The following is a 15,563-nucleotide window of genomic DNA, read 5'->3' on the forward strand; positions in this document are numbered from 1 at the left end:
CGGCCGCTCGGTATCAGAACTTGGCGGTCAGGCTGACGCCGTAAGTCGCCGGGTCATTCCAGTTGGCGCCGACATAGTTGAAGCCGCCAAGCCACAGGATGTACTGCTTGGCGCGCACGTCGAAGACGTTACGGCCCCAGATGGCGATTTCGTAGTTGTCATCCGGACCGAAGGCCAGCGAAGCACGCATGTTGGTGATGCCATAGGCCGGGGTCTTGCCCGCTTCGATCAGCTTGTTCGCTTCGGTCGCGTTCGGCAGCCCGCCACCGCCCAGCGCCGAAGACAGGGTCAGCACGCTGACCGGATCGCCGACCTGGTACATGTCACCCTGCCAGGCATAGCTGGCGTTGAAGCCGAACCGGGCAAAGCCCAGATCGCGATTGTAGTTCATGCCGACCGAGAACTGGTCGTTGACGATCGAGCCGAACTTCTGGCCGCTCTTGTCGAACGAGGTCAGCACCCCGCCAGCCACGACGAAGCCGTTGTACTTGGTGTACTTGGGCTTGGTGTGGGCATAACCGGCGAACAGGTTCAAACCGTCAGCCACGCGGATGTTGGCATCGGCTTCGAAGCCCCAGTTTTCGGTATCGGCGTTTTCCAGCACGGTGCGGCTGGTGCCCCCCACGTTCAGGATGACGCTGCGCTGAGCGTTCTTAACGGTGGTGTGATAGCCCGAGATGTTGAAGCGTACGCGCTTGTCCAAGAACTCGGTCTTGAGGCCCACTTCCTGCTCGTTCACGATTTCCGGCTGGGCCGGGTTCGTGTCGGTCAGGGTCAGCGAGCGCAGCTGCTGGGCCCCGGCGCGATAGCCGCGGCTCTGCTTGGCATAGAGCATCACATCTTCGGTGACCTTGTAGTCGAACCCGACGGTGTACGAGAGGTTCGACCAGGTATCTTCACGGCTGCGGTTGCAGTCGGAAATGGAGAACTTGCCGTCACCGTTGTTGTCGCCGGTCATGGCGAGCGGAAGACAAGCCACTGCAGCGGCCGGATTGTTCAGCGGGATCACCGCGGACTGGACGGTCACGCCCTTGATGTCATGCGACCAGCGCAGACCGGCAGTGATGTTCAGCTTGTCGGTAACTGCATAGCTGGCCTGACCGTAGATGCCGACCGACTTGTTGTCGATGTCACCGCGGAACTGGGTCCAGATCGCGGACGGCCCCGGAGGCGGGTTCGGCGCGTTCGAGTGCGAGGTGTCGTAGCCGGTTTCCTTGAGGTAGGTCACGCCCATCGCGAACGACAGCTTGTCGTTCATCGCCTTGCCGGTCACCTGCAGTTCGCTGGAGTACTGCTTCAGGTCGTTGAGCGCTTCGGTGTAGTGATAGAACGCCACCGAAGACGCGCCGTCGAGGTCGATCAGCGAGTTGCCCTTCACCTTTCGGTAGGCGTTGATCCACTTCACTTCACCAAAGCCGGTGTCGATCGTGACCTTGCCGATATAGGTCTGGGTCTTGACGTTGGTGTTGGGGCCGCGCAGCGCGGTACCCGGGATCGCGGCGGGGTCGGTCACCGCCACCTTGTCGGGATCGCCGCCGAACAGCGCGCGGTCGGCCGCAGCCGGGTCAAACCCGGTACCGCCCAGGTTGAAATACTGGTTCTGGTTGACGCGGCCATCGATCGCGGCATCCCAGATTTCGCCAGAAAGCAGCACGGTGACGTTGTCGACCGGCTTGACCGCAAGCTTGACGCGGCCATTGACGGTCCGGGTCTTGCCCCACTTGAGTCCGGTGTGAACATCGGTCTGGTAACCGTCGCGGCGGGTATAGAACAGCGCGCCGCGCAGCGCGACCTTATCCCCGCCGACATTGATGATGCCGGTCATCGAATGTTCGTTGAAGCGGCCATAGGTCAGCTGGACCTGGCCGGAATTGTCGCCGAACTTGGGATCGACGGTCTTGAGCAGCACGGCACCGGCCGAGGTGTTGCGGCCGAACAGGGTGCCCTGCGGCCCCTTGAGCACCTGGGCCGATTCAACGTCCAGCAGGTTGGCGTTCAGACCATAGGCGCGAGCGATGTAGACATCGTCGAGATAGACGCCGACCGACGGGTCGAGCGTGGCGATGTTGTCGTTCTGGATCTGGCCGCGGATCGCGAGCGAGAAGGCGGTCGGGTTGTTACCGGCGTCACGGATCGTAAAGCCCGGCGTGAACTTCGCCACTTCCTTCACATCGCGCACGCCCTGCTGTTCCAGCTGGTCGCCGCTGAACGCGGTGATGGCGCTGGGGGTATCCTGCACGTTGGCAGCCTGCTTGGTGATGCCGATCACGGTGATAACGCCGTCATCGGAATTTTCGTCTGCATTCTGCGCAAACGCCGGGCTGGCAGCAAATGCGATGGCCGCGGCCGCTACACCGCACAACATGCGCGCAACGATGCGTGAATTGGTGGTCTGCATTGTCAGGCTCTCCTCCCAAGGAGCGATCAACCGCTCTCTCGTCCCGAGTTGTATAACTACGTTCACCACGACACACAAGAGTGTCTGTAGTTACGCTACGGATATGGCTTTATGGCAACAGTCGCGCCAAGGCTGGCACGTCAGCCAGCGCGCGCAGAACGTCGTTGAGATGTGTGCAGCCCAACGTCGCGGGCAGCGTTTCGAGCACGGCCCCGCGGAATTGCGTCACATTTTGCCCGATCATCCGTGTCGCTTTGACCGAGGCGCCGGGACATTCGCGGTAGGGCAGGATCAGCGGCAGCGCCTGGAGCGCCAGCAGCCGGTCGTCCGCCGGGTCGATTTCCGCATAGACGCGGTATTCGTGTATCGCGGTGCGCCCGCCCCTGGGGTTGGAGCCGCTGTCCTGAAAGCCCGCATCCACCTTGATCACGCCATTCTCTCGCCACAGGTCGATTCGGCGCGCGCGGCGTTTTTGCGGACCTTCCTGATATGGCATCGCGTGCCAGCCCAGCGGATCGTCGGGATGCTCGAGCGGGCCGACCTCGGTGAACGACTGGTTGACGTTATCAGGCGTGCCATCGGGCTTGAACGCACTGCCCCCGGTGGCAAATCCGGTGCAGATATCGTCCATCACCCCCTTGCGCCCGGCGGTTGATTGCTGGGCGCTGCGCTGCGGGCCAGAGGCCCAGTCGCCGCGCCACTGCGACCAGATCCAGCCGGCAACCAGGCTGGCCCCGGCAAAATCGTCGAGCAGCTGAAAGGTCGGCGTGCCTTTGATGTCGCCCAGGATGTTGGCAATGGCGTGACGACTGGCCCCGCCCGCACGGATGCCCACCAGTTCCTGCGCGCGCGGATGATCGGGACTGACCGCGATCTTCAGGATTTCCCGGATCGGCGAAGTGAAGATCTGAAACCCGCCGCTCGCCAGGACGACCGGCTCCCCCTCTGCCGGGGTCAGCAAGTCGCGCGCGCGCCCGACCATGTCCCACGGCTGACCGAAGCCTTCGGGCCAGTCCGAATCGATCGAGGTCGTGCGGCGGATCGAATCCGGCCGCCGCAGCGGCGCATGGCCCGCACTCTGGCGGGCAAAGGGAAACTGCTGCGGCCGGTCCATCTGCTATCTCCCGCTTACTTCGGCGGCATGCGGATCGCGCCGTCGAGGCGGATGCACTGGCCGTTGAAGTAGGTGTTGCGCGCCAGTTCGCAGACCAGCGAACCGAACTCGGGCGGATTGCCGAGGCGCTTGGGAAACGGCACCGAGGCGGCAAGGCCAGCGAAGATCGCGGGGGCCTTGTCCTGCACGGCCAGCATCGGCGGGGTGGCGAAGATGCCGGGCAGGATCGCGTTCACGCGCACGCCCACGTCCATCAGGTCGCGCGCCATCGGCAGGACCATCGAATTGACCGCGCCCTTGCCGCCGCCATAGGCGACCTGGCCGATCTGCCCGTCCTGCGAAGCCGCCGACGAGGTCATGATGATGCAGCCGCGTTCGCCGTCTTCGTTGAGCGGGTCGGCATTGGCCATGCCCACCGCCGCGTGGCTGGCGAGGCGATAGGACGCGGTGAAGATGCCTTCGGCCGAGCGCGCGATCATCTCGGTGGGGTTGCGCTTGTACTTGCCGGTTTCCTTGTCATAGGACACGGTCTTGCCGCCGCCCGTGACCACCGCGCAGTGGACGAGGATGCGTTCCTGGCCGTGGGCGGCGCGGGCCTTTTCATAGCCGGCGACGACGCTTTCCTCAGACGTGATGTCGACCTTGCAGAACACACCGCCAATCGCCTTGGCGACTTCCTCGCCGTCGGCTTCGTTGACGTCGAAAATGGCCACCTTGACCCCGGCGGCGGCGAGCGCCTCGGCGCTGGCCCGGCCGAGGCCCGAAGCGCCCCCGGTGACGACTGCTGCGATGGTATTGTCGATCTTCATTGCTTGCTCCTGTGCGAATTCATTGCAGGGATTCGATGTTGCCGCCGTCCACGACCAGCACCTGCCCGGTAATGTATCCGGCAAGATCGGAGCAGAGGAAAGCGGCCGCGGCAGCCATGTCTTCAGGCGTGCCCATCCGGCGCACCGGCCATTCGGCCACCCGACCCGCGACATGTTCCTCGTAGGTCTGCCCGTGCTCGGCGGCGATCTTGGTGAACACGGTGCGGAACTGCTCGGTCGCGATCGCGCCGGTACCCAGCGTGTTGACGGTAATTCCGAACGGGCCAAGCTCGGCCGAAAGCGTCTTCGACAGCGCCAGCGCGCCCACGCGGTAGGTGTTCTGCGCGGCGCGCGGGAGCTTGCGGTGGGGCTGTTTTACCGAATTGGTGCCGATCGTCAGGATCCGGCCCCAACCGCGCTCCTGCATGTGCGGGAAGACTGCCTGGACCAGCCAGCGAAAGGCCATGACGTTGTTGGTATTGGCCGCGGCGAAAGTTTCGTCGTCCACGTCGAGGAACGCGCCCTTGGGGCCGGAATCGACGTTGAAGATCGCGATGTCGGGCGCGCTGCCAAAGGCATCGATACAGGCCTGCACGGCCTTGGCCACGCCGTCCTTGGTGGTGCAATCGGCCGAAATCCCGGCGCAGTCGCCGCCGATCCCGGCCACGGCCGCATCGATGTTCGCCTGGGTCCGCGCCGCGATCATCACCTTGCAGCCTTCCGCCGCAAAGCGCTGCGCACAGCCCAGCCCGATCCCCTGCGATCCGCCGGTGACCAGCGCCACCTTGCCCGAAATACCCAGATCCATGATCAGCGCCCTACCTGTGTCTTGAGCCGGTCCTGCAACACGTCGCCGCGCCCGCCGCGCGCCGGGGCGAGCGAGGAACCGCCATCCATCACCAGGCTGGCCCCAGTGATGTAATCCGACCTTGGCGAGGCCAGGAACAGGCAGGCATGGGCAATGTCGGCGGGCGTTCCCGCACGGCCGACCGGCACGGTCGAACCATAGGCGGCAAGGCCTTCATCGCCCAGCACCTCGCGGGCGTGATCGCTAGCGATCAGGCCGGGCTGGATAGCGTTGACCGTGATCCCCTCGCCCACCACATCGACCGCCGCCCCGCGCACGAAGGCCAGCAGCGCGGCCTTGGCCATACCATAGGCGGTCATGTTCGGGACCACGCTGACCGTGCCATTGACCGAACCCACCGCGATAAACCGTCCCCCGCCCGGCGCCTGCGCCATGTGCGGGCGCGCCGCTTCGAGCAGCCACCAGGCCGCCTTGGCGATGCTGGCAAGCCCCGCCTCCATGCGCTCGTCGCTGACCGCGCCAAGCCCGCCGTGGGGGATGTCCGCCGCGCAGTGGATCAGCACGTCGAGCCCGCCAAAGGCCGTAACCGTCGCCTCGACCAGCCTGCGGCAATCCTCGCGGCGCGAAATGTCGCTCTCCACAGCCTCGGCAATGCCGCCCTTTGCGCGAATCGCGGCGACGGCATCCTGTGCATAGGAGAGCGTGCGCGCGCCGAGCATGACCTGCGCCCCGGCAGCGGCAAAGGCCTCCGCCACGCCGCGCCCGACCCCGCGCCCGGCCCCGGTGACTGCTACGCGCGTTCCCTGGAACTCACCCGTCATGCCCGTCTCTCCCCATCGTTATCATTCCCGGACCAGCAGCATCGCCCCGGCCAGCGGGCCGCCAGCGGTGGATGTTGCAACGACCCGCGGATCGCCCTGCACCTGCCGCGCCCCGCCACGGCCCCACAGCTGGGTACAGCCTTCCCAGACCGCACCATAGGCATGGAGCCGCCCGGCCGAGAGCGCGCCGCCACCGGTGTTCACCGGCAATTCGCCTTCCAGCGCGATCCGCCGTCCGCCCTCGATGAAATCCTTGGCGCCATAGCGCTCGCAGAACCCGAAGTTCTCCAGCCAGTTGAGCGTGTGGAAGCTGAACCCGTCGTAAAGCTCGGCAATGTCGACATCGGCTGGCTTCAATTCGGTGCGCGACCACATCATTTCAGCCACCTTGGGCTGGGCCTGGCTGTCGACCTCGGCCAACTGGGTCCAGCTGTTGCGATAGCGCATCGAGCTGCCCACCGCCTCGATCCGGATCAGCGGATTGCGGCCATCGCGCGCCACTTCGAGCGCCGAGACGATGATCGCGACCGAACCGTCGATCGGCACATCGCAATCGTAGAGCCGCAAGGGCCCTGCGATCAGCGGACTGGCGAGGTAATCGTCCAGCGTGATCGGCGCCTTGTAGATCGCGTGGGGGTTGAGCGCGGCATTGCGGCGCTGATTGATCGCGATCATCGCCTGCTGTTCGGGCCGGATGCCGGACTTGTGAACATAGGCGTTGAAGTAGAGCGACTGTTGCAGCGCCGCCGCATAGACATGGTAGGGCGCATAAGCCGCAAAGCCGCCGCGCTGGCGTTCGCCGGTCCGCACCAGGTTGTTGGCGAAGGCCTCCTTGCGCGCGCTGGCTTCATACATCGAGCGATAGATCAGCACGTTGCGCGCAAGGCCCGCATTGATCGCGCCAATCGCGTTGAACACCGCGCCGAATTGCCCCGGCGATTCCCCGCCGTTCGAATACCAGCCCAGTTCCAGTCGCAGCGCATCCTGGAGCTGCGGGATCGACACCGGGGAAAAGCCGCTGGCGTTGTTGTCGCCGCCCGGCCAGGTCGCGATCCCGTCGATGTCCGAGCGGCGCAGCCCCGCATCGCCGATCGCATCGAGCGCGGCATCGACCGTGAGTTCGAGCGAGGACTTGTCGGACCCGCGCGACACCTCGGAAATCCCGACGCCGGTGATCGCGCAGTTCTTTTCGCCATAGCGCGCCGTCCGCATGGCCTAGCCCTCCGCCGGTTCGAACAGCGGCACCCAGACGTCCTCGTGCTGTTCGAACAGCACCTTGACCGGCATGTCGAAGGTCACGTCATCGGGCGAACAATTGACCACGTTGCAGGGCAGCAGCACATCGCCCTGCTCCTCCAGTGCCACCAGCGCGAGAACGTAGCGTTCGGGCAGGCCCGGCACCCATTGCTTGTAGTTGATCGTGTAAGTGTAGATCCGCCCGCGCCCCGACACCGGCTGCGGCGCGACGGCGCGCGATTCGCATTCCGGGCAAGAGCGCACCGGCGGATGGACATAGTAACCGCAATCGCCGCAGCGGTGGATCAGCAGCCGACCGTCCTTGCCGCCCGTCCAGAAGGCGGCGCTGTCCTTGTCGATGGCAGGCAGCGGACGCGGCAGGGCGGCGGCGGTCATGGCCTTTACCCCTCGGCGAACAATGCCTGCAGCCCGGGGGCCGAAGGCTTCATCGAAGGGGTGCGGGGAAAGTCCGTGACGAAGCGGAAGTGGACCGGCACTTGGTATGCGATCAACCGGTCCTTGAGGAAGGCTTTCAGCGCTTCCGGATCGGGCGCCTCGGCCCCTTCGCGCAGGATGATCGCGGCGGCCGGCACGGCGCCCAGCCGGGCGTCGGGCACGCCGACCACGGCAGCCTCGCGCACGGCGGGATGCTGGTGCAGCGCTTTCACCACGTCGTCAGGGTGCACCTTGAAGCCGCCCCGGATGATCGCATTGTCGGCGCGCCCCTTGATGAACAGGAAGCCATTGGCGTCGAGCACGGCCCGGTCGGTCGTGCGCAGCCAGCTGCCGCCCTCCAGTGCATGGGCCGGGCCAAGCTGATCGCCCTTGATCTCGAGCAGGCCTTCCGCGCCGTTCGGCAGCTCCGCCCCGCTCTCGGCATCGACCACGCGCGCGGCAATGTTCGAATGAATTCGCCCGACCGCGCCATGCTTGGCCTGCCAGTTCGCCTTGAAATCATCGAGCGACCAGCCCGCGATGGCTCCGGCAAATTCGGTGGCGCCATAGTTGGCCAGGATCGGGATGCCGTATTTTTCGTAAAAGGCGTCGACCAGTTCGGGGGCGAGCGGCGCCGTGCCGCTGATCAGCGCCGAAAGGCTCGACAGATCAGCCGGATCGACGTTCGCCTCCAGCAGCATCCGCACCGCCGAAGGCACCGCGCCCGCCACCTTGGGCCGGTTGCGGCGGATCGCTTCGACCCAGGCCTCGACCGTGAACTTTTCCAGCAGGCTGATCTTGCGGCCCGCCGCCAGCGCGCCGATGCAGCCATAGATCCCGCCGATATGGGTCAGCGGATTGTTGACCATGGTCACGCCCGAGCGCAGCTGCGGCTGGTCGGCAAAATCGCGCCCGCGTTCATAGCGGGTGAACCCGGCAAAGCTTGCATCGAACGAGGCGCGGGTCAGCGGCACCCGCTTGGGACTACCGGTCGTGCCGCTGGTCAGCATCTCGATCGCGACGCCGGGCGAAGTGCGCACTTCGCACTGCGGCGTGTCATGGCCCGGCAGCAGTCGCACGGCTTCGAGCCGCGCGCCGATCGCGATCACCGCGCTGCCCGCACGGGTAAAGGCCTCGGCGATCCCCGCGCGCTCGACGTCGCCTTCATCGGCGATGATCGCGGGCAGACCCAGCGTCGCGATATCGGCGAACAGCTTTTTATCGGGCAGGATCGGATTGAGCGAAACCAGGCAGCGATCGGTGGACAGCACCGCCAGGATCGCGGCGATATGCCCCGGCCGGTTGCGCAGCATCACGCCGACCCGCGCCTCGGCCGGCAGGTTCATCCCATCGAGCGCGGCCTCGATCCCCTGCACCACGCGCGCCAGATCGCCCCAGCTGTAGTCGCGCCCTTCAAAGTCGATTTCGGCGCGCGCCGGGTCGATCGCCATGATCGCCCGCAACTTCTCGGTCATCAGCGCCATCAGGCCGTTTGCCTCCATGCCACCGGAAGCCGCACACTTGCGGCAACGACCCCGCGCTCCCCGGTATCGGCGGGCACAGTCTTTCCTTCAAGGCATCCCATGCCCTGATTGTGCAGAGATATCTCACCTAGTGCAATAACTGATTCTCAATCGACCAGCGACTGGAATGCTCCGATCAGCCAGACCCGCGTTTCCTGGGCCATTTCAGGCCCGACCGCATCGAGCGGATACAACTCGCGGTAGACCGTGAGGCCCGAGGCGAGCGCGGAAAAGCACGCCGCCTTGCCCGCTCCGCGCTCTGCCCCGAACCACCGCTCCATCGGCTCAAGGAAGACGGCGTGGAGCAACCGTTCGGTGATTGCTCTCGCGGTCGGATCAGCACTGGCCAGCATCATCATCGGCAGCGGATTGCGCTGGCCGCGGGTGGTCGCGGTGAGGATCGCCACCACAGTCTCGCCAAACCGTTCACGCGGGATGTCGGTGATCAGCGAAGAATTGAGCAGCGCCGACAGCGCTTCTTCGTAGAGCTTTTCCTTCGAGCCGAAATAGCGGCTGACCAGCGCCGGATTGACGCCGGCCGCAGCGGTAATGTCGCGCACGCCGGTGTTCGAATAGCCGGTGCGCGAAAAGGCGTCCTGCGCGGCGGCAAGGATCGCGGCGCGGGTACGCGCGGCGTCGCGCTGGGGACGGGGATCAGCATCAGCCATATTGACACATCATGTAAACCACCGTTTACTTAGCTGCAATAACACATTGGGGAGAGGAGCCCGATTCGATGCCGATAGACGCGTCCGCGCCGCTGCGCGAGCCAGTCCACGAGTTCGATTACCTGCGTGAGCCGGCGCTCGCGGAGGATCTGCACGGCACCTACTGGAAGCTGAAGGAAACCGCCCCGCCGGTATTCTGGACCAATGCCAACGGCGGCCATTGGGTGGTCACCAGCGCCGATGCCGCGATCGAGGTGCTGCGTCATCCCGACCGCTTTTCGAGCAAGTTCCTCTCGATTCCGCCCAATCCCAACCAGCCCAGGATGATCCCGGAATCGCTCGATCCGCCGGAACACCGCCCCTATCGCCAGCTGCTGCGCCCCTACTTCGAGAGCAAGGCGATCGAACCGCTGGAACCGCGCATCCGCGAATGGGCCGAGCGGCTGATCGATGCCGTGGCCGCCGACGGCAAGTGCGAGTTCGTCGATGCGCTCGGCTCGCGTTTTCCGGTCTCGGTGTTCATGGAAATGTTCGGTTTTCCGCTCGACCAGTTCGATTTCTTCCGCGCCACCGTGGTCGAATACTTCAACGCCCAGGTCGAAGAGCAGCGCCGCATGGAACTGACCATGCAGATCCTCGGCACCCTGACCCAGCTGATCGAGGCGCGCCGGGCCGAACCGAAGGACGATCTGGTCTCCACGCTGGTGCACATCGACTTCGAAGGCCGCAAGCTGAACCAGGATGAGCTGATCTCGATCGGCTTCCTGATGTTCCTTGCCGGGCTCGACACCGTGGTGAACGCGCTGGCCTTCGGGATGCGGCACCTCGCGGGCGACGAAGCCCTGCGCACCCGCATGATCGAGGATCCCGCCGCCATCCCCGCGATCGTCGAGGAACTGATGCGGCGCTACACCTTCGTGTCCACCCCGCGCTACATCACGCAGGACACCGAAATCACCGGGACCCGCGTCTATGCCGGGGACTCCGTACTGGTCCCGCTGCACATGGTCGGCTGGGATGAAAAGCTGACCAGCTGCCCCGCCGAGGTCCGCCTCGACCGGCCGCACTGCCGCCATGCCGGGTTCGGATCGGGCATCCACACCTGCCTCGGCATCCACCTCGCCCGGCTTGAAATGGCCGTGTTCTATGAAACCTGGGCAAAGAAGATCGGCCATTTCCGGATGACCGAAGGCCAGCCGCTGCACTTCCGCGGCGGTTCCGTCCAGGCCCTCGAAGCCCTCCACCTCGAATGGGAACCCCAGAAATGAGCGCCACGATCCCCACTGTCCACCTGCACATCGGTCACGAAAAGCGGACCACCGGGTCGGGCGGCACCCGCACGCACATCCATCCCGTCACCGGGGAAGCCCTTGCCAAAGTGCCGCTGGCTGGCCCCGCCGAAGTCGAAGCCGCCGTCGCCAAGGCCGAGGCCGCCCGCGAAGGCTGGCGCCGGACCAATCCGGAAGTGCGCGGCAAGATTCTCACCCGCCTTGCCGACCTGCTGATCGAGAAGCAGCGCCAGTTCGCGGAAATGGCTGCGCTCGATGGCGGCACGCCGCTGATGCAGGGCGAACGCGGGGTTGAAACCGCCGCCTCGTGGATGCGCTATTACGCCGGCTGGTGCGACAAGCTGACGGGCGACCTGATGAGCACCTTCGAAACGCGCGGCGAGTTTTCGTACTCGGTGCCCGAACCGATCGGCATCGTCGGGATCATCAACACCTGGAACGGTCCGCTGATCGGCATGGGGATGAAGGTCTCTCCGGCGCTGGCGGCCGGCAACTGCGTGATCCTCAAGCCCGCGGAAATCACCCCCTTCGCGCCCGAACTGTTCGCTGAATGCGCCAAGGAAGCGGGCATCCCCGACGGGGTCCTGTCCGTGCTTCCCGGCACGGGCGAGGCGGGCGAGGCGATCGTGCGCCATCCGCGGATTCGCAAGATCAGCTTCACCGGTGGGCCGATCACCGCGCGCAAGATCCTGCAGGCCGCGGCCGAGCAGATCAAGCCGAGCGTGATGGAACTGGGCGGCAAGTCGGCCAGTCTGACCTTCCCGGACTGCGACCTCGATGCCGCCGCCGAACGCGCGGTGTTCTGGACGATCGGCTGCCTCGCGGGCCAGGGCTGCGCCCTGCCCACCCGCCAACTGGTCCATGCCGACATCTATGACGAATTCGTCGCCAAGATGGTCGAGATCGCCAAGCGCTTCAAGGTGGGTGATCCGATGGACCCGACCGTCATGGTCGGCCCGGTGATCAGCGCCGCCGCGGTGGAACGCATTACCGGCATGTTCGACCGCGCCGCGGCCGACAACGCCTGCAAGTTCCTGATGGGCGGCAAGCGCGCCGGGGGCGATCTTGCCAAGGGCAACTTCATCGAGCCGACGATCATGGTCGACGTCAATCCCGATCACGAAATCGCCCAGGTCGAAATCTTCGGCCCGGCCGTGGCGATCATGAAGTTCCACACCGAAGACGAAGCCGTCGCCATCGCCAACAACAGCGAATACGGCCTGTCCGCCTATATCCAGTCGAACGACATCCAGCGCGTCCACCGCATTGCCGAGCGGCTTCATGCGGGCGGAGTCTATGTCAACGGCGGCTTCCAGATCAATTCGCACACGCCCTTTGGCGGGGTCGGCATTTCCGGCTTCGGCAAGGAAGGCGGCAAGGCCGGGATTGACGAATTCCTGCACTACAAGACCGTCACCATTGGCGTTGGCGCGCCGATCTTCCCCAAGGAAGGATGATTTCCCATGGCTGATTTCAACAACGACAGCTTCCGCGTGGACGGCAAGGTGGCGATCGTCACCGGGGCCGGCGGGCGCGGCAATTCGATCGGGCGGGCCTATGCGGTCGCGCTCGCCAATGCGGGCGCCAGCGTGGTCGTGGCCGACCTCAACGGCGAAGGCGCGCAGAAGGTGGCGGACGAGATCGCCGGCATGGGCGGCAAGGCGATTGCCGTGCAGGTCGACATCACCGACACCGCCTCGGTCGAGGCGATGGCCGCAGCCGCCAAAGCCGCGTTCGGCGGGATCGACATCCTGGTCAACAACGCCGCGCTGATGGTCGAAATCGTCGACAAGCCGCTGATGCAGACCGACAAGGCCCGCTTCGACAAGGGCATGGCCGTCAACGTCTGGGGCGCGATCAACTGCGCCCAGGTGATTGCACCGCACATCGCCGAGCGCGGCGGCGGCTCGATCGTCAACCAGGTCTCGGCCGGGGCCTATCCGGCGCAGTCCTATTACGGCGTCACCAAGATCGCGCTCCACGGCGCGACGACCACGCTGGCGACCGAACTGGGCAGCCAGAACATCCGCGTCAACGCGATCGGCCCGGGCATGACCAAGACCGACGCAGGGCTAGCCCTGACCCCGGAAGACAGCCCGCTGGTCCAGGCCATCGCCTCGCGCACCCCGATCCAGCTGCGCGACACGCCCGATGCCCTGTGCGGCGCGCTGCTGCTGCTGGTTTCGGAAGCCGGGCGCTGGATGACGGGGCAAGTGCTCAACGTCGATGGCGGCTGGGTGATGCGCGGTTGATCCGGCCCTAACCGAGCCAAACGAAAGGGGCGGCCCTGCACCTGGCAGGGCCGCCCCTTTTCTTGTCCGGCTTTGGCCTCAATCCTCGTCGAGCATGAAGTCGGCCTTGGAAGCGGCGCATTCCGGGCAGACCCAGTCATCGGGAACGTCTTCCCACCGGGTGCCGGGCGCGATCCCTTCATCGGGCCAGCCCAGCGCCTCGTCATAGACCGTGCCGCAATAGAAGCACAGGAAGCGGCGATAAGGGGCCTCGCTCATTTGACGCTCTTGGGATCCCAGACCAGTTCAAGCGTGGTGATCGTCGCCACCGAACGCGCGCTGACCTTGGGCTCGGAGCCGGGCTTCACTTCGAAATCCGGAATCCGCTTCAGCCATTCCTCCAGGAAGATCCGCAGTTCGGTGCGCGCCAGGACCGAGCCGACGCAGCGATGCACGCCGCCGCCGAAGGTGGAATTGGCGCCCGGCTTCACGCGGTCGAAATCGACAGTCAGCGGATCGGCGAACTTGTGCTCGTCGAGCCCGTCCATCTGGGTCGGGACCATGACCATTTCGCCCGCCTTCATCGCCACACCGCCAAATTCGACGTCGGCCTTCACCTCGCGCGCAAGGATCGCGATCGGGAAGCGGCGCAGCAGTTCCTCGTTGGCGTTGGGGATAAGGTCCGGGTGCTCGACCAGCTTGCGGCGATGCTCGGGATGGGTGGCCAGGAACTGGGCATAGAAGCCCAGGGTCGAGGCGACGGTATCCAGCCCGCCCAGCAGCAGCAGCAGGATCATGCCGGTCAGCGGGAAGTCATCGATCGGCTTGCCCTCGACCTCGGCCTTGACGATCGTGCTGATCAGATCAGTGCCGGGATTGGCGCGGCGTTCCGCCACCGTGCCCATGCCATAGGCCATCAACTTGGCCCCGGCTTCGTTGCGTTCTTCCTCGCTCGCACCGCGCATCGCCACTTCGGCGATCTCGGTCAGGTAGGGGCGATCCTCGCTCGGCAGGCCGACGATTTCCATGAAGATCGCGATCGGCAGATGCTGGGCGAACTGGCCGATGAATTCGCAGTGGCCATCGGCCTTGAAGCCATCGATCAGCTCGATCGACAGTTCGCGCGCACGCTCGCCCAGCTTGCCCACGGCCTTGGGCGAAAGCGCGGCCTGCAACAGCGCGCGGTAGGGCGCGTGGTGCGGCGGATCGAGCTGCAGCGGCACCAGCGGCGGGCGCGTCTGGTCCTCGGTCGTGACCATGATCCGGCGCGAGGAGAAGTGATCGTTGTCGGCCAGCACCTTGGCAACGTCAGCGTTGTTCTTGACGATCCAGTGTCCGCCGTTGCGCGGGGTCCACAGCACCTGCGCCGGGTTCGCCTGGAAGATCGAACGCATCGAAGCCTGGTATTCGAGCCCTTCCACCGGGAAGTCGTAGATATCGAAATCGATCACCCGGTCCGCCGGCACGTTGGCGGGCCGTTCGATTGCACTGGTAGCCATGGTCAAATTCTCCTCTCCAGGCCGCCGTCAGGGCTGCGGCCGTGTTCCCAATAGTTCGACGATGATCGCCACCAGCCGCTCGCCCGGGGTCGTGTCCGGTTCGCCCAGGCCCAGCCGGGCCTCGTTGATCAGCTGCGGGCTAAAGGATTGCAGCGCCTTGCCCAGCGTGGCGACCGAGATGCGGCTGCCCCCCGCGCGGGCAATGAAGGCCTCGGCCAGCTTGTAGGTGCGCCAGCCGATCTCGGCTGAAAACTCGCGGTAGCGCGCGGCGAATTCGGGGTTGCGCAGCGCCTCGATCTGCAACTCGGCCGAAAACAGCACCTCGTCCGCGTTGCGGGCGAAGGCATCGAAGCGGTCGCGCAGCGCGGGCAGCACTTCTTCCAGCGGGCCTTCGGCATCGAGCAGCGCCTGCCAGGCCTCGATCTCGCGCGTCTGGTGCTGGGCCAGCAGTTCGAGCAACAGATCGTGCTTGCCGGCATAGTTCGAATAGAATGCCCCGCGCGAGAAGCCGGCGGTTTCGCTGATCCGGTCGATCGAGGCAGCAGCGATGCCGCGCCGGGCAAATTCCGCCCGCGCCGCGCTGAGCAACCGCTCGCGGGTCTGGGCCTGGCTTTCCTTGCGGCTGGGTCGAGAGATACGCATACGAATCCGAATACACTTATGTATTCGAAGTCGCAGCAAGTCGCGGCCCGGTCCTTGATCCGGATCAATGTTTAAAGCTGACGATATGTC

Annotated in this window: 15 protein-coding genes; 3 read left to right on the plus strand and 12 right to left on the minus strand. The window is 65.4% G+C overall.

The annotated features are described in order from the left end of the window. Nucleotides 1-13: 13 nt before the first annotated feature. The 9 genes from ACE3SN_RS01210 to ACE3SN_RS01250 all read right to left on the minus strand — a co-directional run bounded on the left by ACE3SN_RS01210 (nt 14) and on the right by ACE3SN_RS01250 (nt 9,812). Entirely contained in the window at nt 14-2,398 is a 2,385-nt protein-coding gene (locus tag ACE3SN_RS01210) for a TonB-dependent receptor (RefSeq protein WP_374526914.1), read from the minus strand. Nucleotides 2,399-2,507: 109 nt separating this feature from the next. Next, nucleotides 2,508-3,512, minus strand: coding sequence for a DUF2889 domain-containing protein (locus ACE3SN_RS01215; RefSeq protein ID WP_374526915.1), 1,005 nt, complete (start codon nt 3,510-3,512; stop codon nt 2,508-2,510). A gap of 14 nt (nt 3,513-3,526) precedes the next feature. After that, nucleotides 3,527-4,321 carry an SDR family NAD(P)-dependent oxidoreductase gene (locus ACE3SN_RS01220; RefSeq protein WP_374526916.1) on the minus strand — a complete coding sequence of 265 codons (795 nt, stop codon included), beginning with the start codon at nt 4,319-4,321 and terminating at the stop codon, nt 3,527-3,529. 19 nt (nt 4,322-4,340) lie between these two features. After that, entirely contained in the window at nt 4,341-5,129 is a 789-nt protein-coding gene (locus ACE3SN_RS01225; RefSeq protein ID WP_374526917.1) for an SDR family oxidoreductase, read from the minus strand. A 2-nt stretch (nt 5,130-5,131) separates the two neighbouring features. Continuing rightward, complete coding sequence (locus ACE3SN_RS01230; protein WP_374526918.1) at nt 5,132-5,950, minus strand: SDR family NAD(P)-dependent oxidoreductase; 819 nt, start codon at nt 5,948-5,950, stop codon at nt 5,132-5,134. 21 nt (nt 5,951-5,971) lie between these two features. Beyond that, nucleotides 5,972-7,162, minus strand: a complete 1,191-nt coding sequence (locus tag ACE3SN_RS01235) for a thiolase family protein (RefSeq protein WP_374526919.1) — start codon at nt 7,160-7,162, stop codon at nt 5,972-5,974. A 3-nt stretch (nt 7,163-7,165) separates the two neighbouring features. After that, nucleotides 7,166-7,582, minus strand: a complete 417-nt coding sequence (locus ACE3SN_RS01240) for a Zn-ribbon domain-containing OB-fold protein (RefSeq protein ID WP_374526920.1) — start codon at nt 7,580-7,582, stop codon at nt 7,166-7,168. 5 nt (nt 7,583-7,587) lie between these two features. Continuing rightward, complete coding sequence (locus ACE3SN_RS01245) at nt 7,588-9,123, minus strand: class I adenylate-forming enzyme family protein (protein ID WP_374526921.1); 1,536 nt, start codon at nt 9,121-9,123, stop codon at nt 7,588-7,590. A gap of 128 nt (nt 9,124-9,251) precedes the next feature. After that, nucleotides 9,252-9,812: a TetR family transcriptional regulator gene (locus ACE3SN_RS01250; protein WP_374526922.1), complete on the minus strand. Its 561-nt coding sequence runs from the start codon at nt 9,810-9,812 to the stop codon at nt 9,252-9,254. A gap of 68 nt (nt 9,813-9,880) precedes the next feature. Here ACE3SN_RS01250 and ACE3SN_RS01255 point away from each other — a divergent pair, with 68 nt between their 5' ends. The 3 genes from ACE3SN_RS01255 to ACE3SN_RS01265 are packed head-to-tail and all read left to right on the plus strand — an operon-like array spanning nt 9,881 to nt 13,353. Then, complete coding sequence (locus ACE3SN_RS01255; RefSeq protein ID WP_374526923.1) at nt 9,881-11,080, plus strand: cytochrome P450; 1,200 nt, start codon at nt 9,881-9,883, stop codon at nt 11,078-11,080. Beyond that, a complete protein-coding gene (locus tag ACE3SN_RS01260; RefSeq protein WP_374526924.1) occupies nt 11,077-12,558 on the plus strand; it encodes an aldehyde dehydrogenase in 1,482 nt (493 codons plus the stop codon). Before ACE3SN_RS01255 ends, ACE3SN_RS01260 begins: the two co-directional genes overlap by 4 nt. 6 nt (nt 12,559-12,564) lie before the next feature. After that, nucleotides 12,565-13,353, plus strand: coding sequence for an SDR family oxidoreductase (locus tag ACE3SN_RS01265; protein WP_374526925.1), 789 nt, complete (start codon nt 12,565-12,567; stop codon nt 13,351-13,353). Nucleotides 13,354-13,431: 78 nt separating this feature from the next. Here ACE3SN_RS01265 and ACE3SN_RS01270 read toward each other — a convergent pair whose 3' ends face one another. Genes ACE3SN_RS01270 through ACE3SN_RS01280 form a run of 3 tightly spaced genes read right to left on the minus strand, consistent with a single transcriptional unit; the run spans nt 13,432 to nt 15,473 of the window. Then, complete coding sequence (locus ACE3SN_RS01270) at nt 13,432-13,611, minus strand: rubredoxin (RefSeq protein WP_374526926.1); 180 nt, start codon at nt 13,609-13,611, stop codon at nt 13,432-13,434. Further along, the gene (locus tag ACE3SN_RS01275; RefSeq protein ID WP_374526927.1) at nt 13,608-14,831 is read right to left on the minus strand and encodes a cytochrome P450; all 1,224 of its coding nucleotides are present in this window, start codon (nt 14,829-14,831) and stop codon (nt 13,608-13,610) included. The genes ACE3SN_RS01270 and ACE3SN_RS01275 overlap by 4 nt, the downstream gene beginning before the upstream one ends. 27 nt (nt 14,832-14,858) lie before the next feature. Then, nucleotides 14,859-15,473, minus strand: coding sequence for a TetR/AcrR family transcriptional regulator (locus ACE3SN_RS01280; protein WP_374526928.1), 615 nt, complete (start codon nt 15,471-15,473; stop codon nt 14,859-14,861). Nucleotides 15,474-15,563: the final 90 nt, after the last annotated feature.

The sequence above is a fragment of the Novosphingobium sp. genome (genome assembly GCF_041915465.1).
Lineage (GTDB): Bacteria > Pseudomonadota > Alphaproteobacteria > Sphingomonadales > Sphingomonadaceae > Novosphingobium.